20 protein-coding genes are annotated in these 17862 nt (G+C 68.5%); 7 read left to right on the top strand and 13 right to left on the bottom strand.

Translation table 11 applies throughout. From position 1 onward, the window contains the following. Positions 1-6: 6 nt before the first annotated feature. From AC1MED_RS15750 to AC1MED_RS15760, 3 genes are all read right to left on the bottom strand, one after another. On the bottom strand, positions 7-897 hold the full coding sequence (locus AC1MED_RS15750; protein WP_346957872.1) for a carbohydrate ABC transporter permease: 891 nt from the start codon (positions 895-897) through the stop codon (positions 7-9). Beyond that, positions 894-1859: a carbohydrate ABC transporter permease gene (locus AC1MED_RS15755; protein ID WP_479784211.1), complete on the bottom strand. Its 966-nt coding sequence runs from the start codon at positions 1857-1859 to the stop codon at positions 894-896. The genes AC1MED_RS15750 and AC1MED_RS15755 overlap by 4 nt, the downstream gene beginning before the upstream one ends. A 128-nt stretch (positions 1860-1987) precedes the next feature. Then, positions 1988-3277, bottom strand: a complete 1290-nt coding sequence (locus AC1MED_RS15760; RefSeq protein WP_346957874.1) for an ABC transporter substrate-binding protein — start codon at positions 3275-3277, stop codon at positions 1988-1990. 133 nt (positions 3278-3410) lie between these two features. Between AC1MED_RS15760 and AC1MED_RS15765 the strand changes: the two genes are divergently transcribed. Next, complete coding sequence (locus tag AC1MED_RS15765; RefSeq protein WP_479784213.1) at positions 3411-4139, top strand: FadR/GntR family transcriptional regulator; 729 nt, start codon at positions 3411-3413, stop codon at positions 4137-4139. On the opposite strand, the gene AC1MED_RS15770 is transcribed toward AC1MED_RS15765, so the two are convergent. Then, positions 4136-5167, bottom strand: coding sequence for an aldo/keto reductase (locus AC1MED_RS15770; RefSeq protein ID WP_479784215.1), 1032 nt, complete (start codon positions 5165-5167; stop codon positions 4136-4138). The two genes, AC1MED_RS15765 and AC1MED_RS15770, sit on opposite strands and share 4 nt — an antisense overlap. A gap of 11 nt (positions 5168-5178) precedes the next feature. Continuing rightward, positions 5179-6051, bottom strand: coding sequence for an NAD-dependent epimerase/dehydratase family protein (locus AC1MED_RS15775; RefSeq protein WP_479784217.1), 873 nt, complete (start codon positions 6049-6051; stop codon positions 5179-5181). A gap of 149 nt (positions 6052-6200) precedes the next feature. On the opposite strand from AC1MED_RS15775, the gene AC1MED_RS15780 reads away from it, so the two are divergent. The 4 genes from AC1MED_RS15780 to AC1MED_RS15795 all read left to right on the top strand — a co-directional run bounded on the left by AC1MED_RS15780 (position 6201) and on the right by AC1MED_RS15795 (position 8465). Further along, positions 6201-6665, top strand: coding sequence for a universal stress protein (locus AC1MED_RS15780; RefSeq protein ID WP_479784218.1), 465 nt, complete (start codon positions 6201-6203; stop codon positions 6663-6665). After that, positions 6662-7414, top strand: coding sequence for a hypothetical protein (locus AC1MED_RS15785; protein ID WP_479784219.1), 753 nt, complete (start codon positions 6662-6664; stop codon positions 7412-7414). The genes AC1MED_RS15780 and AC1MED_RS15785 overlap by 4 nt, the downstream gene beginning before the upstream one ends. Next, complete coding sequence (locus tag AC1MED_RS15790) at positions 7411-8088, top strand: hypothetical protein (RefSeq protein WP_346957880.1); 678 nt, start codon at positions 7411-7413, stop codon at positions 8086-8088. The genes AC1MED_RS15785 and AC1MED_RS15790 overlap by 4 nt, the downstream gene beginning before the upstream one ends. Before the next feature lie 116 nt (positions 8089-8204). Continuing rightward, positions 8205-8465: a DUF6480 family protein gene (locus AC1MED_RS15795; RefSeq protein WP_479784221.1), complete on the top strand. Its 261-nt coding sequence runs from the start codon at positions 8205-8207 to the stop codon at positions 8463-8465. Positions 8466-8688: 223 nt separating this feature from the next. Here AC1MED_RS15795 and AC1MED_RS15800 read toward each other — a convergent pair whose 3' ends face one another. From AC1MED_RS15800 to mgtA, 3 genes are all read right to left on the bottom strand, one after another. Next, positions 8689-9102 (bottom strand): DUF302 domain-containing protein, encoded by a 414-nt coding sequence (locus AC1MED_RS15800; protein ID WP_479784223.1) that lies wholly within the window; start codon positions 9100-9102, stop codon positions 8689-8691. Between the two features lie 3 nt (positions 9103-9105). Continuing rightward, entirely contained in the window at positions 9106-10458 is a 1353-nt protein-coding gene (locus AC1MED_RS15805) for a phosphoribosyltransferase family protein (protein WP_479784225.1), read from the bottom strand. A gap of 100 nt (positions 10459-10558) precedes the next feature. Further along, a complete protein-coding gene (gene mgtA, locus AC1MED_RS15810; protein WP_479784226.1) occupies positions 10559-13306 on the bottom strand; it encodes a magnesium-translocating P-type ATPase in 2748 nt (915 codons plus the stop codon). A 309-nt stretch (positions 13307-13615) separates the two neighbouring features. On the opposite strand from mgtA, the gene AC1MED_RS15815 reads away from it, so the two are divergent. After that, entirely contained in the window at positions 13616-14350 is a 735-nt protein-coding gene (locus AC1MED_RS15815) for a GAF and ANTAR domain-containing protein (protein WP_479784228.1), read from the top strand. A 2-nt stretch (positions 14351-14352) separates the two neighbouring features. Here the strand turns inward: AC1MED_RS15815 and AC1MED_RS15820 are convergent, their stop codons facing one another. From AC1MED_RS15820 to AC1MED_RS15830, 3 genes are all read right to left on the bottom strand, one after another. Next, positions 14353-15036 carry an esterase/lipase family protein gene (locus AC1MED_RS15820; RefSeq protein ID WP_479784229.1) on the bottom strand — a complete coding sequence of 228 codons (684 nt, stop codon included), beginning with the start codon at positions 15034-15036 and terminating at the stop codon, positions 14353-14355. Next, on the bottom strand, positions 15033-15833 hold the full coding sequence (locus tag AC1MED_RS15825) for an alpha/beta fold hydrolase (RefSeq protein WP_479784231.1): 801 nt from the start codon (positions 15831-15833) through the stop codon (positions 15033-15035). The genes AC1MED_RS15820 and AC1MED_RS15825 overlap by 4 nt, the downstream gene beginning before the upstream one ends. A gap of 88 nt (positions 15834-15921) precedes the next feature. Beyond that, positions 15922-16269, bottom strand: coding sequence for a cytoplasmic protein (locus tag AC1MED_RS15830; protein ID WP_346957888.1), 348 nt, complete (start codon positions 16267-16269; stop codon positions 15922-15924). 135 nt (positions 16270-16404) lie between these two features. Between AC1MED_RS15830 and AC1MED_RS15835 the strand changes: the two genes are divergently transcribed. Then, a complete protein-coding gene (locus tag AC1MED_RS15835) occupies positions 16405-16641 on the top strand; it encodes a hypothetical protein (protein WP_479784233.1) in 237 nt (78 codons plus the stop codon). 18 nt (positions 16642-16659) lie between these two features. Here the strand turns inward: AC1MED_RS15835 and AC1MED_RS15840 are convergent, their stop codons facing one another. Then, the gene (locus AC1MED_RS15840; protein WP_346957890.1) at positions 16660-17073 is read right to left on the bottom strand and encodes a VOC family protein; all 414 of its coding nucleotides are present in this window, start codon (positions 17071-17073) and stop codon (positions 16660-16662) included. 157 nt (positions 17074-17230) lie between these two features. Beyond that, a complete protein-coding gene (locus tag AC1MED_RS15845; RefSeq protein WP_346957891.1) occupies positions 17231-17797 on the bottom strand; it encodes a type 1 glutamine amidotransferase domain-containing protein in 567 nt (188 codons plus the stop codon). Positions 17798-17862 lie beyond the last annotated feature (65 nt).

A 17862-nucleotide genomic window follows, 5' to 3' on the forward strand; every position in this document is an offset into this window, starting at 1 on the left:
TGCTGCCTAGCCCTTGGTCGCGCCGGCGGTCAGGCCGGACACGATGTACTTCTGCGTGAAGAGCGCAATGATCATGATCGGGATAGTAACCACGGTGGCGGCCGCCATCAGTCCGCCCCAGTCGATGCTGGCATAGGAGACGAAGTCGAAGATCGCCACCGGCAGGGTCTTGGTCTTGGAGCCGGAGAGCACCAGGGCGAACATGAAGTTGTTCCACGAGAAGATGAAGGACAGGATCCCGGCGGTGGCGATGCCGGAGACGGACAGCGGCAGCGTGATGCGGCGGAACGCGCCGATCGGGGTGAGGCCGTCCACCTGGGCCGATTCCTCCAGCTCCAGCGGCAGCGAGTCGAAGTAGCTCATCATGATGTAGACGATCAACGGTAGCGCGACGAACATGTGGCTGAGGATCAGCACCTCGAAGCCGCCCACCATCTTCAGGTTGGAGAAGACGTAGTACCAGGGCACCAGCAGCGACACACCCGGGATGACGCGGGCCATCAGGACCACTAGGGCCGAGCGGTGCATGGTGAAGCGGCTCATCGCGTAAGCCGCGGGGACGCCGAGGACCAGCGACAGGGCGGTGGAGACGAACGCCACCCAGAAGCTGTTGAAGATGAAGATGAAGTAGTTGTTCCGCTGCAGCACGTTGGCGTAGTTCTCGCCCGTGGGGGTGAAGAGGAACGACTTGGCCGTGTCGTAGATGTCCACGTTGGTCTTGAAGGAGGCCAGCAGCATCCAGAACAGCGGGGCGATCAGGAACAGCACCACCGCGACCAGCGCGACGACCCGGAAGACCTTGTAGGCGCGGGTGGCCAGCGGCTTGCGGCGGCGCGGGGCCGTCGCCGTCGCCGCGGCGGCGGTCTGGGAGGGGGTGTTTTGGGTCTGGACGGTCATTTGCTTACCGCTTTCTTGCGCATGGTCAGCAGCCACATGGTGCCGATGATGATCATGAAGAACAGGATCAGCACCGCGGAGGAGAGCCCGTACTGGTTGTAGTCGAAGCTCAGGCCGTAGGCGTAAACATTGAGGGTCTCCACCTCGTGGAAGGAGCCGCCACCCTTGCCCTTGGTGGCGTAGAGGATGTCGAAGGTCTTCAGGGCGTCGATGCCACGCAGCAGGATGGCGACGATCACGGTCGGCATCATGAGCGGCAGGGTGATGAAGAAGAAGCGCTGGAACGCGTTGGCGCCGTCCATCCGGGCGGCCTCGTCGGGCTCTTCGGAGAGCGAGGTCAGGCCGGCGAGCAGGATCAGCACGACCATCGGGGTCCACTGCCAAACGTCGATGAAGATGGTGGTGCCCAGCGCGGTGTCCTGTCCGGCCAGCCACGGCTGCGCCGGGATGCCGACCATGCTGAGCAGCTGGTTGACGAAGCCGATGTTGGGGTCGAAGATCAGCCGCCACATCATGCCGACGGCCACGGGGGTGGCGACGAGCGGCAGCAGGATGGCGACCCGCACCCACTTTTCGCCGCGGAAGGGGCGCCACAACAGCAGCGCGATGCCCATGCCCAGAACAACCTCGCAGACCAGGGCGACACCGGTGAACGACATGGTGCGGCCGACGGCGGGCCAGAAGCGGTCGACGTCGGAGAGCACCGTCAGGTAGTTCTCCAGGCCGACGAATTCGGAGGCGGCGCGGACCGAGCCCTGCGAGTCGGTGAGGCTCAGGTACAGGGTCCAGGCCAGCGGGAAGACGATCAGGACGCCCACGAAAATCATGGCCGGCGCGGCGAAGAGCCACTTGCGGTGCCGGTTGGCCCAGGCGGAGAAGTTTTGCCGCGGGCCGGGCGTGCGGGCCGCGGCGCGGCCGCCGACGCGGGTGGTGTCACCGCGGGAGGTGTTCAGTACAGACATGGTTCACCTAAGGAGTTGGGGGTGAAGGGAAGAGCATGGCCCGGCGGGATGGCGGCTGGGCAGCCGTCCCGCCGGGCTTGATGCGTCAAACAGTGCGCGTGTAGCAGTGGGCGCCGGGCGCCGGGGCGCTACTTCTTTTCGCTGTCGAGGAACTTCTGGAAGTCCTCGTTGGCCGCGTCGGCCGCAGCCGAGGCGTCGGCTCCGGTGATCGAGGCCACGATCGGGGCGCCGACGATTTCGCGGGCCTTGCCCACCGTGATGACCTCGGGCCGGTCGTGGCCCACACCGTTCTTGGCGCTCGTGGCGATGGCCTCGGCCAGGTCCTTCGGGTAGGTGGAGGTTCCGGCCGGGTCAGCCCAGACCGAGGCGCGGGGACCGGGGACGCCGGCCTTCTGCGCCGCGAGGGTGCGTTCCTTGCTGGTGGCCCACTGGATGAACTTCCACGCGTTGTCCTGGTTGCCGGAGGCCTGGTTGATGGCGAGGCCCCAGGACGGAATGTTGTACGGCTTGGAACCGGCCGGACCGGCAGGCAGTGCGGCGAAGCCGACCTTGTCCGCGACCTTGGACTTGGCCGGATCGGTGGCGTTCTTGTAGAGCGAATCGGCCTCGGTGTAGAAGGCCGCCTTGCCCTGGGTGAAGATGGCCATCGCTTCGGGCCAGCTCATGTCGGTGCTGACGTTCTTGGGGCCGTAGTTCTTGATCAGGCCGCCGTAGAAGGAGTAGGCCTTCTTGGCCTCCTCGCTGCCGACGGTGGACTTGCCGTTTCCGTCGGTGAAGTCGCCGCCGAAGCTGTAGAGGAAGCTGGAGAACTGGGTGACGGCGGCGGACTTGGCGGTGCGTGCCACGAAGCCGGCAGTGTCGGGGTTGGCTGCCGCGATCTTCTTCGCGGCGGCCTGGAGCTCGTCCATGGTCTTGGGAACCTCGACGCCGGCGGCCTGCAGCAGGTCCTTGCGGTAGTAGAGGACTTCGCGTTCGGTGATGATCGGCACGCCGACGACCTTGCCGTCGACGGTGCTGGCCTTGACCGGGCCCTCCTGGTAGTCCTTCCAGTCCCAGTTCGCGTCGCCGGAGACCTTGCTGGTCAGGTCGGCGAGGTAGCCGTTCTTGGCGAACGCCTTGCCCTCCTGGAGGGGGCGGTACATCATGACGTCGATTTCATCGCTGCCGGCGTTGAGCTTGACGTTGTACTGGTCCGACAGCTGGTCCTCGCCGAGCTGGGTGAGTTCGACCTTGAGGCCGGTGGACTTTTCGAACTCCGGAATGGCTGCCTTGATGCCCTCGGTCCACACGTGGTTGGCCAGCGTGACCCGGACCGTGCCGCCGGCCTTGGCATCGCCACCACCGCCGCCGCAAGCGGTCAGCCCGAGCGACAGCGCCGCGGCAACGGCCGCGTACTTCACAATTGAACGTCGCTTCATTACGACTCCCTTGTCTTCAGGGCCGGATCAGTTCCAGCCATCCGCGGATGCATCTTTACATCTGCTCTGGAGCGATCTTAGAGAAATAAAGCAGACTTAAACAACCCCTTGCGTCCACCCGTATGATTTATTCATGCAAACCCCAAAGGCGGAGTCTTCAGCTGACCTGCACTCCGTGCTCGTCCAGACGCTGGGGCTCGCCATTGCCGAGGGGAGCCTGGCGCCGCACTCGATCCTGCGGCTGGATGAGCTAGAGGCGCAGCACGGCGTGTCGCGTTCCGTCGTGCGCGAAGCCACCCGGGTGCTCTCCTCCATGGGCATGCTGGCATCACGGCGCCGGCTGGGGACCGTGGTGCAACCCGAGGAATCGTGGAACCTCTACGATCCGCAGGTGATCCGCTGGCGGCTGGCGTCGTCCCGGCGGGTGGACCAGCTGCGCGCCCTGAACGAACTCCGCGGCGCGATCGAGCCGCAGGCCGCCCGGCTCGCCGCCGAGCGGGCCTCATGGGACACCGGCAGCGATCTCGTCGCCCAGGCCGCACGGCTCTGGGCCGCCGGCCAGCGGGGCAACCAGGACGAGTTCCTGCGTCTGGACATCGAGTTCCATGCCGCCGTGCTGCAGGCCTCCGGCAACCCGATGTTTTCCCAGCTGCACAACCTGGTCGCCGAGGTCCTCACCGGCCGCACCGAGCACGGCCTGATGCCGCACCTGCCGCAGCACGAGGCGCTGCAGCTGCACGTGGACGTGGCCAGCGCCATCCAGCGCGGCGAGACGGACGCCGCCCACGCGTCCATGCGCCGGATCGTGGAGCAGTCCACCGAGGAAATCGGCGACATCTGGTCCAGCCACCAGGGCGTTTAGCGGCCGCCGGCGATCTTCCGGCTCCGCTGCTCCTGGGCCATCGGACCGTAGGGGTAGACCCCGACGCGCGGACGGCTCACCTCGCTCAGCCGGCTCAGCTCCGCCCCGGTCAGCGCCAGGTCCGCGGCGGCGAGGTTGTCGGCCAGTTGCTCCGGGCTGCGGACCCCCAGGATCACCGAGGTCACCGCCGGCTGCTCCGCCAGCCAGGCCAAGGCCACCTGGGCATCGCCCGCCCCGTGCCGGCCGGCGATCTCATGCACCGCGTCGACGATCTCCCACGTGCGCGGGTCCGCGTTCCTGGCCTCCCAGGCCTCCATGCCGCGCTCGGGATTCTCGCCCAGCCGGGTGGCTCCGGTGGGCGGCTGGTCCCGGGTGTATTTGCCGGAGAGCCAGCCGCCGCCCAGCGGCGACCAAGGCAGCAGGCCAATGCCGGCGTCGAGCGATGCCGGAACGATCTCCGACTCGATCTCGCGGACCAGCAGGCTGTACTGCGGCTGCAGCGTCACCGGTGCGCTCCAGCCGTGGGCCCTGGCCAGGTGGACGGCCTTGGTCAGCTGCCAGCCCAGGAAGTTGGAGAAGCCGTAGTACGCGATTTTCCCGCTGCTGACGGCGTCGTGCAGGAAGCGCAGGGACTCTTCCAGGGGCGTGATGGGGTCCCAGGCATGCAGCTGGTAGAGGTCGATCTGCTCCACCCCGAGGCGCCGGAGCGAATCGTCCAGCGCGCGGTTCAAGTGCCGGCGGGAGGTGCCGACGTCGTTCGGGGACTGTCCCATCGGGAAGCGGCCCTTGGTGGCGAGCACCACCCGGTCCCGGGCCTCCGGCCGCGCGGCCAGCCAGCGGCCGATGATTTCCTCGGAAACCCCGGAGCTGTAGACATCGGCGGTGTCGATGAAGTTGCCGCCGGCGTCGAGGTAGCCGTCCAGGATCGCGTGGGACTGTTCCTCGGTGGCCTCGGCGCCGAAGGTCATGGTGCCCAGGGCATAGTTGGAGACGACGGCGCCGCTGGCGCCCAGGGTGCGGTATTCCATGGAACTCCCGTTCAGTCTTCGGTGGGCGTGGTGCGCAGCGAGTGGTAGTTCCGCCAGCTGTGTTCCGGGGCGTAGCCCAGCAGCCGTTTGGCCTTGTCGATCGAGAGCATCGTCTCGTGCTCGCCGAGTTCCTTGACCACCCTGACGTTCGGGAACACCTCGGCGGCCAGTTCGCTGCTGGGGCGGCTCATCACGGTGTCCTCGTTGGCGATGATGAAGGCCTTGAAGCCCGGTTTGCCGTGTTCCAGCGCGCGTGCCACAGCCTGGGCGCCGTCGCGGCCGTCAATGTAGCCCCAGAGGTTCCACTTCCGCAGCCGGGCATCGGCGTCGAACGACGGGAACTCCTCGTAGTCCTCCGGGTCCATCACGTTGGAGAACCGCAGCCCGGTGATGCTCAGCGTGGGGTCCCAGCGGGTCAGCTGGATCGCCATCTGCTCTTCGAGGTGCTTGACCAGCGAGTAGGTGCTTTCCGGGCGGGCCGGATATTCCTCGTCCACCGGGATGTAGGGAGGGTCGACGTCGAACGGCAGTCCCAGCACCGTCTCGCTGGAGGCGTAGACGATCTTTTTAATGCCGGCGCGGCGCGCGGCCTGGAACACGTTGTAGGTCGACTGCATGTTGTTCTCGAAGGTCGTGGCGTCAGGGGCGAGACCGGGGGCCGGGATGGCCGCCAGGTGCACGATCGCGTCGAAGCCCTCATGCCGGTCATCCAGGCCGAGGATGACGTCGACCACCTGCCCGTAGTTCCGCAGATCCACCCGGGTGAATCCGTGCTCCCGCTCGCCGGCCTGGTCCAGGTTGGTGACCTGGTGGCCGTCGTCGGTAAGCCTGCGGACCACGTTCCTGCCGAGCTTTCCGCTTCCTCCGGTAACTGCAATTCTCATCAGGCTCTCCTCGGTGCTGGGGGCGGCTGCCGTCCCACCACCCTAGAACGGACCGCGCCCGGGTGCATCCCCGCGCCCGCCGGGGGCCGCGCCGGCGCGGTGACCTTTGGCCCTAGGCACTGCCGGAAGGAGGGGGCAGGGTGGGGGCCATGAGCGGAGATCAGCGGATAGTCGTGGGCGTGGACGGCTCCGAGTTTTCAACGACGGCACTCCGGCTCGCCGGGCGGATGGCCGCCAGCCTGAACGCCCCGCTGGAGGTGATCACGTGCCTTGGTACCTCGGATTTCTTCCTCGCGTCCCACCTGCCAGAGGAGCGCACCGCCTCCACCGGCGAACTTGAGGAGACCGCCAAACGCCTGGTGGAGCAGTCACTGGAGCGGGCTTTCGGTGATGCCCGCCCCGAACGGCTCACGCGGCAGGTCAAGTTCGGGCCGCCGGCGAAGGTGTTGGTGGACGAGAGCCGGGACGCGCAGCTGCTCGTCGTCGGACGGCGCGGCCAGGGCGGCTTCCTTGCCCAGGTGATGGGCTCGGTCAGCAGCGCCTGCGCAGCGCACGCCCACTGCCCGGTGCTGGTGGTCGGCCAGGAGGCCGGCGAAGGCAAGCCCGGCGAATGAGCGGGCGATCGGCGCAGGCCGCGGCCCGCCCGCCGTTTGCGGCCGGGCTGAAAGGGCCGCTCGCGGCGCTGGCTGCCGCCGCCGCGGCGGCAGGCTACGTCCTCGCCGTCCGGCCGCGCCTGCTGCGCTGGGGCGCCACGACGCAGGAGGCCGCCGGTCCCCTGCCGGGCGACGAACTCGTGCCGACCCCGCGGCTGCAAAGCACCCGGGCCGTCAGCATCGCCGCCCCGCCGGCCGTTGTATGGCCGTGGCTCGTGCAGCTCGGGGCGGGCCGCGGCGGCATGTACAGCTACGACGCTTTGGAGAATGCCGCCGGTCTCGGCATGCACAGCGCCGACCGGATCCTGCCCGAATTCCAGCACCTCGCCGTCGGTGACACCATTCCGTTGTCCCCCGGCGGCGGCATCCCGGTCCGGCGGCTCGAGCCGCCGGCGGTGCTGGCGCTGGGCGGCACCATAGACCCCCGCACCGGGCGGATCACCGGCGCGGGCGACGGTGCGCGGGCGGCCGGGCCGCGGCTGGAAGTGGGCTGGACCTTTGTGCTGCAGCCGCTGGGTGCCCGCAGCACCCGGCTGCTGTCCCGGACCCGCTACGACTATGCACCGCTGCCGCTGGGCGTTGCGCTGCGCGTGGTGCTAGAACCGCTGCAGTTTCTGATGGAGCGCCGCATGTTGCTGGGCATCCGTTCCCGGGTGGAACGCCGGCACCCCCGCGGCAGGCGCCGCCACCGGCCGGGAGGCGCCCGGTGAAATCGGCACAGGCGAGCATCATCGCCGGCGTTGTCCTGATGGCGGTCGGACTGCTGTTGCTGCTGGACCTGCTCGGCATAGTCGGGAGCGCCGTCTACCTGCCGGCCCTGATCTTTGCGGCGGTCGGGGTGGTGTTCCTGTCCCTCTTCATCCGCGGCCGGGAGAACTGGTGGGCGGCGATCCCCGGCTCGGTGTTCCTCGGCCTGGCCGCGGTCATCACCGCCACGCAGTTTCTGGACGGAGGTGCGGGCGCAGCCTTCCTGTTCCTGTTTATGGCGGCCGGATTCGCCGCGGTCTACCTGCGTGAACGGGCCAACTGGTGGGCGTTGATCCCCGCCGGGGTGATGCTCACGCTGGCAGCCATTGTTGCGCTCCCGCAAGAGTTGCAGGGCACACCCGTCGCCGCTGTCCTGTTCCTGGGCCTGGCGGCCACCTTCGCGCTCATTTCGCTCGTCCCGGTCCGGACGGGCGGTCATCCGGTCCGGATGAAGTGGCCGCTGATCCCGGCCGCGGTCCTTGCCGTGCTGGGGGCAATCTTTGCGCTCCAGGCCACGGCGCTGCTCTTTGCTGCCGAGTTCGCTGTCCCCGCCGTCATGATCCTGGCCGGGATTGCGTTGCTGGTGTACGCCTACCGCGCCCGCCACGATGGGCAGCACAAGGCGCACGGCGCCTAGGAACTCCCATCTGCTGCCTCTGTCTCACGTTCATGGCCGGATCCGTGCCGGACGGCTAGGATAATCAGCATGCTTATTAAGCGTCCAGAGTTACCGAAACTAGGGAAGGCATCACCATGAGCACGTACCATCCGGAAAATGACCCGGCCAACCCGGATCCGCCCAAGCCCGGCGGCGGCTCCGCGCGTCCGCAGAGCGTGCCGGGTGCCACCCAGCGTGGCGATCAGGACTCCCAGCCTGCGGACCAGGGAGCTTCGCCCAATCCGGATCCGCTCAGCGGCAAGATTACCGGGCTGGAGCCAGGCGGTGGTGTCCCGCCGGGCGAGACGCCGCCGGCCGAGGGCCAGATGAGCCGCGATCAGGGGCACAGCGAGTAACACCCCCCGCCCCGAACGTTCCCGCCCAGTTGTTGGCGGCCGGGGCCCACGGGCGCCTCGGTTGCGGCGCGGGGCCGCGGCTGTCCGCGGCCCCGGAGCGGAAGAACTGGGCGGGAACGTCCCGGCGGCCCCAGGAACGCCGGACCGCACCGGACTAGCTAACAGTTGTGGCCGTTCTGAGCCCCGAAAACGGCAACAACTGTGGCTTGGATGGGCACCGGCCCTAGAAGTCTGCAGCCAACTGGGCCATGGCCGCGCGGAGCCGGGTGCCGGCGTCGTCCGCCACCTCGCGGACCGCCGGGCTGTCGCTGAGTTGCACCATGGTCTGCGGATCGATCGCGTGCACCGTCGTTTCGGCCGCACCCGGGCCGCGGCGGACGACCACGTTGCACGGCAGCAGGGCACCCATTTCCGGCTCGGCGGCAAGGGCGCGGCTCGCCAGCTGCGGGTTGCAGGCGCCCAGGATCACGTAGTCGCCCAGGGCCTGCGCGGCGTCGCCTCCGAGTTTGGCCGCGAACGTGTCGCGGACGTTGATTTCGGAGAGTATGCCGAAACCCTGCTCCGCCAGGGCGGCGCGGGTCTTCTCGACGGCGTCTGCCCAGCCCAGCGGGACGACGGTGGTGTAGGTGTAGCTCATGGATCACTCCTGGCTTGTCGGTTCGGTCACGGTCAGCAGGTACTTGGCGAACCAGTCCCTGGCGAGGATGGCTGCCGCGGCCAGCGTACCGGGTTCCTCGAACAGGTGGGTCGCGCCCTGCACCACGGCCAGCTGGTTGGGGCACCGCATCATGGCCTTGGCCTTGCGGTTGAGCTCCAGCACCTCGTAGTCGAAGCTGCCCACAATCAGCAGCGTGGGCGCGCGGACGGCGGAAAGCCGCGGTCCGGCCAGGTCGGGGCGTCCGCCGCGGGAAACGACGGCGGCGATCCGCGCGGAGGGTTCGGACGCGGACCACAGCGCAGCTCCTGCCCCGGTGCTTGCGCCGAAATACCCGATGGCGCAGGAAGCGGTGTCCTCGCGGGTGCCCAGCCAGTCCGTCGCCGAGGACAGCCTACGCGCCAGCAGTTCGATGTCGAAGACGTTGGCGCGGTTGCGTTCCTCCGCCGGAGTCAACAGGTCCAGCAGCAGGGTGCCCAGGCCGGCGCGCTGGAGCAAGCTGGCCACAAAGCGGTTGCGCGGGCTGTGCCGACTGCTGCCGCTGCCGTGCGCGAAAACCACCACTCCGCGGGCCGGCACGGGAAGGTGCAGCTGGCCCTGGAGCCGGACGCCCCGGGACGGGATTTCCACTTCTTCGTCGAATTCCACAGGCTCATCGGAACCCTTCGCCGTCCCGGCAGCCGACCGGGGGGAATCCTGCAGCCGCCGGGCGGCGGCGTCGAGCAATTGGACCACCTCGTCGTCCTCGGTGGGCGAGAAATCACGGTAGTGGTAGCCGACGGCGGAAAAGTGCCGGGGCGTGGCCAAGCAGACCACCTCGTCGGGTTCGCTCAGACTGGCGAGGGTGTCGGCCGGCGCCACCGGCACAGCCAGGATCACGCGCGCGGCGCCAAGCTTCCGGGCGATCCGGCAGGCAACCCGGGCGGTGGACCCGGTGGCGATGCCGTCGTCGACGATCACCGCGATGCGGCCGGTCAGGTCCTGGCGGCCGCGGCCTTTCCGGAACCGCGCCACCCGGTCCTCGAGCACGGCCCGCTCGCGCTCCTCGACGGCCTGCAGCTCCCGCTCGCTAATCCGCGACTGAGCCAGCACGTGCTCTTCCAGCACCCTGGCGCCGCCCTCGCCGATCGCCCCCATGGCCAGTTCGGGCTGGTACGGCAGCCCCAGTTTCCGCACCACAATCACATCCAGCGGCGCGTCCAGGGCGGCAGCAACCTCGAACGCGACCGGGACGCCGCCGCGGGGAAGGCCGAGGACCACAATGTCCTGGCCGCGCAGGTCCGACAGGCGCCGCCCCAGTTGCCGCCCGGCGTCGACCCGGTCTTCAAAAATGCTCATTGTCTTGGCTTTCCAATCGGGCGCCGGCAGTCGGACTCGTCCTGTGATGCGCCCCCCAAGCCGGGCATCGGACCAGGTGGCCCGCTTCCTTCACTATCCGTCAGGAGTTCCGGGGATGTGAGGGCCCTTGTACCCGGTTTCGTTTGCGCCGGACGGGCCTGCCCCGCCGGGGCGCCAGCGGGGACCGGCGGGCGTGCCGGGTGGCCGCCGCCGTGGTGCTGAAGCGCGCGGCGCGGCGGGCAACGTGGTGGTCCTTGCCCCGGCGCCGGACCCTGGGCAGCACGGGCGCGGCGGGCTGCTGGGCCGCCCGGGAGAAGAACCATTGCTTCGCCAGTTCCACCAGCACCAGGTACACCACGGTCATGCCCAGCAGGGCCAGGAAGAAGGGGACCGGCAACGGATCGAAGCCCAGCACTGCCGCGAGCGGGGACAGCGGAAGGTACACACCCAGGGCGACTACCCCCAGCGAGGCCCCCAGCAGCCCCAGGGACGGGCGGCTGCGCAGGAAGGGCACCCGGCGGGTCCGGATCGCAAAGATGATCAGCGTCTGCGTCGCGATCGACTCGATGAACCACCCGGCCCGGAACTCCCCCGGCACGGCGTCGAAGACAAACAGCATCAGGGCAAACGTCGCGAAGTCGAAGACCGAGCTGATCGGGCCGAAGAGGAACATAAAGCGCCGGATGAAGGCGATGTTCCAGTGGGCCGGTGCCAGCAGCTGCTCCTTGTCCACCCGGTCGCCGGGGATGGCCAGCTGGCCGGTGTCGTACAGCAGGTTGTTGAGCAGGATCTGCCCCGGCAGCATCGGCAGGAAGCTCAGCACCACGGACGCCGTTGCGGCGCTGAACATGTTGCCGAAGTTGCTGGAGGTGCCCATCAGGACGTACTTGATGGTGTTGGCGAAGATCCGGCGGCCTTCCATAACACCGTCGGCCAGCACGCCCAGGTCCTTGTCCAGCAGCACGACGTCGGCGGCGTCCTTGGCGACGTCGGTGGCGCTGTCGACGGAGACGCCGATGTCGGCCTGGTGCAGCGCGAGCGCATCGTTGACGCCGTCGCCCATGAACCCGACCGCTCCGCCGCTCTGCCGCAGCAGCCGGATGATCCGGGCCTTCTGCTCCGGCGAGACGCGGGCGAAGATGCTGGCCTCGCGGGCGGCGGCGCTCAGTTCCGGGTCTGACATGGCCTCCGCCTCGGCGCCGGTGATGGTCCCGCCGGAGAGCACGCCGAGTTCGTCGCAGACCTTCTCGGCCACCTTGGCGTTGTCCCCGGTGGCGATCTTGACCATGATGCCGAGTGCCTCCAGCCGGTCCAGGGACTCGCGCGCGTTGGCCTTGGGCCGGTCGAGGAAGACCAGGAACCCGGCCAGGACCAGCTCCTTCTCGTCGGCCGGCGCCATGTCCTCCATGCCCGCGGCGGCCCGGGTGGCCACCGCCACCACGCGGGAGCCGGCGTCGAACTGTTCATCCAGCAGGGCCTGCACGCTGGCCGGCGTGGCGCCGCACAGCGCCAGGACGTCCTCCGGCGAGCCCTTGGTGATGATCCGGGCGGGGCCGCCGGCGTCGCGGACCAGCACGCTGGTCCGCCGTCGCTGGTGGTCAAAATCGATCACGTCGAGCCGGTCGAAGCGCGACGGCTCGAACGCCGCGGCGCCCGGCGACTCCCAGAGCGCGGCGTCCAGCGGGTTCTGCCCGACGACGGAGCGCTTCGCCTCCGCGTAGTCCGCCTCGGTGGCGAGCAGCCCCAGGGTGAACAACTGATCCGCAGACAGGCCGGCGGCCACGGGCAAGGCGGCCGTGAAGCTGATTCGGCCCTCCGTGAGCGTGCCGGTCTTGTCCGTGACCAGGATGTCCATGTCGCCGAGGTCCTCGATGCAGACCAGCCGTTTGACCAGCACCTTGCGGTTGGCCAGCTGCCGGGTGCCCGTGGCCAGGCTGGTGCTGACGACGGCGGGCAGCAGCTGCGGGGTGATTCCGACGGCGATGGCCAGGGAGAAGAGCAACGAATCGATGACCGGGCGCTGGAGCAGCAGGTTGGCGATGAAGATGAGCGAGGTCAGGACGACCGCCACCTGCAGCAGCAGGAAGGAGAAGCGCTTGAGACCGAGCTGGAATTCGGTCTGCGGCTGACGTTCGCCCAGGCCAAGGGCGATCCGGCCGAATTCCGCCCGGCCGCCGGTCGCCACCACCACCCCGGTGCAGCTGCCGGACTGGATCACGGTGCCCATGAACAGGCAGGACGTCAGGTCCCCCAGCGCCGCGCCGCCGGCCACGGGCGCGGGATCCTTGCCGACCGGCAACGATTCCCCGGTCAGGATGCTTTCGTCGCAGAGCAGGTCCTTGACCGCCAGCAGGCGCAGGTCGGCCGGGACGATCGCGCCGAGTCCCAGCTGGACGACGTCGCCGGGCACCAGGGCGGTGACGTCCACCTCGCGGGCGGTCCCGTCGCGGAGCACGACGGCGGTGTGCGTGACGCGCGAATGCAGTGCCTCGGCCGCGCGTTCGGCCCGGAATTCGTTGCTGAACCCCAGGCCCACGCTGACCAGCAGGATCACGCCGATCACGATCGAGTTGGTGGCGTCCCCGAGGGAGAGCGAGAGCCCCGCGGTGACGAGCAGCAGGATCAGGATGGGGCTGCGGAACTGCCGGCCCAGCACGGACCAGCCGCTTGCCGCGTGCGTCCGGACCGCGTTCGGCCCCAGCACGGCGAGCCGTTCGCCGGCCTCGGCGTCCGCCAGGCCGCCGGGGCCGGAACCCAGCCGGCCGAGCACCGTGGCACCGTCGGCACGGGCGGCGTCGGCAATGGTCAGCGGCGGGGAGGCGGACTCCCGCGTTTCGAGCTGTGGCATACAGAATCCGTCCGATTACCTCGCGATACGGCTAACACTACGTCGGGAGCCGTGGCGAGTCATTGGGGGCTCGGCCGGCCGGCGCACGGTGCCGGTCCGCCGGCCGGAAAACCCGGCCGGCGGGCTGGCGAATCCCGCGGCAAAAGGCGGGCAAAGTCCTGTATATAATTTTTTTCGGTACGGTTTAGCAGAAGGCCGTTGGATAGTTCTTCGATCCGGCTTTGCTGCCGCTACCACCGCCATATTCCGTGCTGTGGGGCGCCGCCCCGCCTGGTCGATTCGACCCGAGCGAAACGGCATCAAGGAATAGTGGTAAGCGAGTCAACGGCAACATCGATCAACCAGCACCTGCAGCAGCTGGTGTTGAATAGCGCCGATGTGGAGGAATTCCTCGGCGAATTGGCCCGGGTTTCGGCGCGCATCCTTTCCGAACCGGGCGACGAAATCCTGTGCGGGATCACCTTACTCCGGCAGCGCAAGGCGGCCACCGTGGCCAGCAGCAGCCCGGCCGCGCAGGCCATGGACGAAATCCAGTACGGCTTCAACGACGGCCCCTGCGTGACGGCTTCCCGGGAACAGGAGACGGTGCACATTGCCGACCTGGACGAGGACACGCGCTGGCCCCAGTGTGCGGCGCGGGTCCGCGAGCACGGTATGCGCTCCATTCTCGCCGTGCCGTTCCTGCTCGACGGCGAAACCCGTGCCGCGCTGAACCTCTATTCGCACCGGCCACACCGCTTCGACGAACGTGCCCAGGAGCTGGCCAGTATTTTCGTAAGCCAGACGACCATGGCGCTCGGGCTGGCCGTGCGTTTCGCGAACTTCAGCGACACGGCGGAGAACCTCAAGGCGACCCTGGAGACCCGCACCGCGATCGACGTCGCGGTGGGCATCATCATGGCGCAGAACCGCTGCAGCCAGGCGGAGGCCTTCGACCTGCTCAGGACCGCCTCCAGCACCCGCAACGTCAAGCTGCACGCGGTCGCCTCCGCGATCGTGGACGGCCTGGGCCGGGGCCCGGCGCGGACCCACTTCGAGGACTAGCCTCACACCGAGGCCGGCGCGGCCGCTTCTTCCAGCACGGTACGGATGGTGTCCTCGTCGGCCAGGATTCGGAAATGGCCGCCGGTATCCAGCTGGACGTTCCGCGCTCCGGGAAGCACGCTGCCCTCAGGAATGTGCGGATCGAACAGTCCGTAGACAGAGGTGATGCGTTCGTTGACGCTCTGTTCGCGGGACAACTGGAGGGTCACGGCGTTGCGCGGCGACAACGCCCGCAGGCTCGGCAGCAGCATGTAGCTGGCGTAGCGGGACCCCAGGAACGGGGAGCACACCGCTACCATCCGGGTGATGCGCCGTGTCTGGTCCAGCGTCATCATGGTGTACTTGCCGATCAGGCCGCCCTTGCTGTGCGCGACGATCATCGTGTCCCTCAGGTCCCTCCGGTGGAGGTAGTCGGCGATCAGCGCCGCAGCGTCGGGCACGGCCAGCCGGTTGCGCTGCAGCACGGTCACCACATGCACGGGATGCCCCGCGGCGTGCAGTTCCCGGATCAGCGGCAGCATAAAGCGCCAGTCCTCGTAGATGCCGGGGATGACGACGACGGGCCGTCCGGTGCCGCTGAGGAACTCGTCGGGGCTGACGCGGGACACCGCACTGCGGACCTGCCGGCCGGCGGCGTAGGCGTAGTCCCGGACCCACCAGCCGGCGATCTGGGCCAGCGTGCTCACGCGGTGAACCCTTGGGGCGCTTCGCTTTCGTCGGCTGCAATGCCGGCGAAGGCGAGGATGGAGGCGGCAACCTCGGCGGCGCGGTTGTGCTGGACCACGTGCCCGGTACCGTCGATCTCCAGGAACTGTGACCTGGCTCCCCGGTCCACGAGGCGCCGGCACCAGTCCGCCGGCGCAACGGGGTCGTTCGCGCCGCGCAGCACGAGGACGGGGGCATCCACGCCGTCGATCCGCTCCTCGAGGCGGTAGTCCATCATGATCCGCAGATTCTTCAGGTACCAGCTCAGCCCGCAGCGGAAATAGTCGGTCAGCACCAGGGCGTTGGAGGACGGGCTCTCGAAGAACAGGCAGTCGCGGCCCAAGGCCAGGGCCTGTTGCGCCACAGTGCGCCGCTGGTCATTGACCACCGGGCCCATCAGCACCAGGTACGGAATCCGCGAGGGTTGCTGCCGTTGGGCTTCGACGGCGAACTGCACGCCCATCGAGTGCCCCACGGCGACGAACTCCAGGACTCCCAGCTGTTCCAGTGCGCCGAGGATGTAGGTAGCCTGTTCCGCAGCGGTGAGTGTGTGCTCCGGCGTGGGGGTGGCCCCGAATCCCGGCAGATCGATCGAGTAAGTGTCGACCGACTCGGACAACTGCCCGTGCAGCCGTTGCAGGTAGCGGTGCGAGACCCCGATCCCGTGGATCAGCACGACGGCCGGCGCTCCCACGGCCGCCCCGGCGGGCCGCCGGGAGGCAAAGACGTGGCCCAGGTGGCCTGCGGCCTCGACCTCAATGCGCGCGGGGCTGCTCATGGTGGATCTCGTTTCTGTCAACGCCTCTGGTCAGTGTCTAGTAAGCATACTGACAGACGCTGGGTGCTGGCCGGGCAGGCTGGTGGTGCTAGCTTGGCGCGGGACCGAGAGGCTCGTCCCCGGCTTTCGGCTCCGGGGCAGGCTCCTTGAGCTCAACGAAGATGGTGTGCGTCTCGGTGTCGCCGGTGTTCTCACCCGAGTGGGACTGCGCGGGCAGCCAGCGCGCCAGCCCGGAGGGGAGTTCGACGTCGACCTCCCGGCCGTGGGACGAGAGCCGGCGGCGGAAACTGCTCAGAGTCACCATCACGCTGTCCGGGTGCGAATGGGCCACCGTCTTTTCCCCCGGGCGGTCCCTGTACTCAAGCACGCGAACGCGTTCGTTTTCGAAGAGCACCCGGTACAGCTCGGGGTTTGTCGCCACGGGATCCTGGTCCATGGCGTGACTCTAGACCCGGCCGGCGCGGGGGGCCAGAGCCCACCGACAGCGGCCTGTACTCGGGTGCGGCGCCCGCTGTAGCTTGGAGGGGACATCGCGGGTCGAAGTCCCCGCAGGCCAACATCGGAGGAATGCATGAGCAACAAGCCAATCGATCCCGAAGACATCGTCAGCGACGGGGTGGAAGAGGGCGCCAAGCCCGTCCCGCGCGAAGCTGGCGGCCCGGCAGAAGGGGCGGCGCCCCCGCCCGGCACATCGGAAGGTCACGCCCCCGGCGAGGGCGACGCGCAGAAGGTGCCCGGGCCCGCTGAAGAAGACGACGAAAAGACAGCCGACGACCGCGGCCTCACCACCGACACCACGCCGGACTGAGCCCCCGCCCCGGCGGCCTTAGCCGGCCGCCGGGGCGATGTTGACCAGCCAGTCCACCCCGAACTTGTCCTTGCACATGCCGAAGGTATCGCCCCACGGTGCCCGCTCCAACGGCACGGTCACAGTGCCGCCGTCGGACAGCTTGTCCCAATAGCCGCGGAGTTCAGCCTCGTCGGCTCCGCTGAGGGATACCGAAAAGTTGTTGCCGGGCGTGTAGTCCATGCTGTTGGGAGTGTCGGCCCCCATCAGCACCAGCCCCTTTTCACCGGTCAGCATGGCGTGCATGATCTTGTCCTGCTCGGCGGGGTCTTCACTGGCCTGGAACTCGGCGAAAGTGCTCATGTTCAGCTCTCCGCCGAACACGGACTGGTAGAAGGTCATGGCCTCCCTCGCGTTGTCGCGGAAGCCAAGGTAGGGGTTGAGCGTGGTCATATCCGGGACTCCTTGGTAGCGGGTGGCGGCGGGACTGACAAACGGCAACGCCCGAACCGGCGCAGCTTACAGGCATATCCTGCCCGAAAGCGGGCCCGCTTCATAGGGCTTTCCCGCCGCCAGGGCAGCTGACCCGGACGGCGGGCTGCGGCGGCCCCTACGCGGTCTGGCCGGCGTGCTCGCCCTCGGCGATCTCCTCCAGCAGCTTGTTGTTGAAGGCCGGCAGATCGTCCGGGTTCCGGCTGGTGACGAGGCCCTGATCGACCACCACTTCCTCGTCGGTCCAGTTGGCGCCCGCGTTTTTAAGGTCGGTCTCCAGCGTGTAGTAGGAGGTCAGGTTCCGCCCGTTCACCACGCCGGCGTCGATCAGCAGCCACGGGCCGTGGCAGATCGAGGCCACCGGCTTGTGCTGCTCAAAGAAGCCGCGGGCGAAGGCCTGGGCGTCCTTGTCCGCACGCAGGTGGTCCGCGTTCACGACGCCGCCGGGAATCACCAGCGCGTGGAAGTCGGAGGCGTTGGCCTGGTCGACGGTCAGGTCGACGTCGAACGTCTCGCCCTTGTCCGTCCCGTCATAGCCCTGCAGCTTTCCGCTTTTGGGCGCCACGAGGGTGGGTTCGCCGCCGGCGTCCTTGACCGCGTTCCACGGGCTGGTCAGCTCAATCTGCTCGACGCCATCCGTCAGCAGAAACGCGACCTTCTTGCCTGCAATGTTGTGTTCCGACATGTGTCCTCCTCTGGCCAGCGCGAGGGTCTGGCGGCCGTGCGGCCGCTCATGTCCCACGCGGAGAG

The sequence above is a fragment of the Arthrobacter sp. BI5 genome (assembly GCF_056680065.1).

Excerpts from the sequence above, each read along its gene's own strand:
- AC1MED_RS15795 (WP_479784221.1), top strand. The coding sequence starts at position 8,205 with ATGAGCACGTACCATCCGGAAAATGACCCGGCCAACCCGGATCCGCCC.
- AC1MED_RS15830 (WP_346957888.1), bottom strand. The coding sequence starts at position 16,269 with ATGGACCAGGATCCCGTGGCGACAAACCCCGAGCTGTACCGGGTGCTC.
- AC1MED_RS15825 (WP_479784231.1), bottom strand. The coding sequence starts at position 15,833 with ATGAGCAGCCCCGCGCGCATTGAGGTCGAGGCCGCAGGCCACCTGGGC.
- AC1MED_RS15760 (WP_346957874.1), bottom strand. The coding sequence starts at position 3,277 with ATGAAGCGACGTTCAATTGTGAAGTACGCGGCCGTTGCCGCGGCGCTG.
- AC1MED_RS15780 (WP_479784218.1), top strand. The coding sequence starts at position 6,201 with ATGAGCGGAGATCAGCGGATAGTCGTGGGCGTGGACGGCTCCGAGTTT.
- AC1MED_RS15765 (WP_479784213.1), top strand. The coding sequence starts at position 3,411 with ATGCAAACCCCAAAGGCGGAGTCTTCAGCTGACCTGCACTCCGTGCTC.
- AC1MED_RS15840 (WP_346957890.1), bottom strand. The coding sequence starts at position 17,073 with ATGACCACGCTCAACCCCTACCTTGGCTTCCGCGACAACGCGAGGGAG.
- AC1MED_RS15750 (WP_346957872.1), bottom strand. The coding sequence starts at position 897 with ATGACCGTCCAGACCCAAAACACCCCCTCCCAGACCGCCGCCGCGGCG.
- AC1MED_RS15785 (WP_479784219.1), top strand. The coding sequence starts at position 6,662 with ATGAGCGGGCGATCGGCGCAGGCCGCGGCCCGCCCGCCGTTTGCGGCC.
- mgtA (WP_479784226.1), bottom strand. The coding sequence starts at position 13,306 with ATGCCACAGCTCGAAACGCGGGAGTCCGCCTCCCCGCCGCTGACCATT.
- AC1MED_RS15755 (WP_479784211.1), bottom strand. The coding sequence starts at position 1,859 with ATGTCTGTACTGAACACCTCCCGCGGTGACACCACCCGCGTCGGCGGC.
- AC1MED_RS15770 (WP_479784215.1), bottom strand. The coding sequence starts at position 5,167 with ATGGAATACCGCACCCTGGGCGCCAGCGGCGCCGTCGTCTCCAACTAT.
- AC1MED_RS15835 (WP_479784233.1), top strand. The coding sequence starts at position 16,405 with ATGAGCAACAAGCCAATCGATCCCGAAGACATCGTCAGCGACGGGGTG.
- AC1MED_RS15800 (WP_479784223.1), bottom strand. The coding sequence starts at position 9,102 with ATGAGCTACACCTACACCACCGTCGTCCCGCTGGGCTGGGCAGACGCC.
- AC1MED_RS15845 (WP_346957891.1), bottom strand. The coding sequence starts at position 17,797 with ATGTCGGAACACAACATTGCAGGCAAGAAGGTCGCGTTTCTGCTGACG.
- AC1MED_RS15805 (WP_479784225.1), bottom strand. The coding sequence starts at position 10,458 with ATGAGCATTTTTGAAGACCGGGTCGACGCCGGGCGGCAACTGGGGCGG.
- AC1MED_RS15775 (WP_479784217.1), bottom strand. The coding sequence starts at position 6,051 with ATGAGAATTGCAGTTACCGGAGGAAGCGGAAAGCTCGGCAGGAACGTG.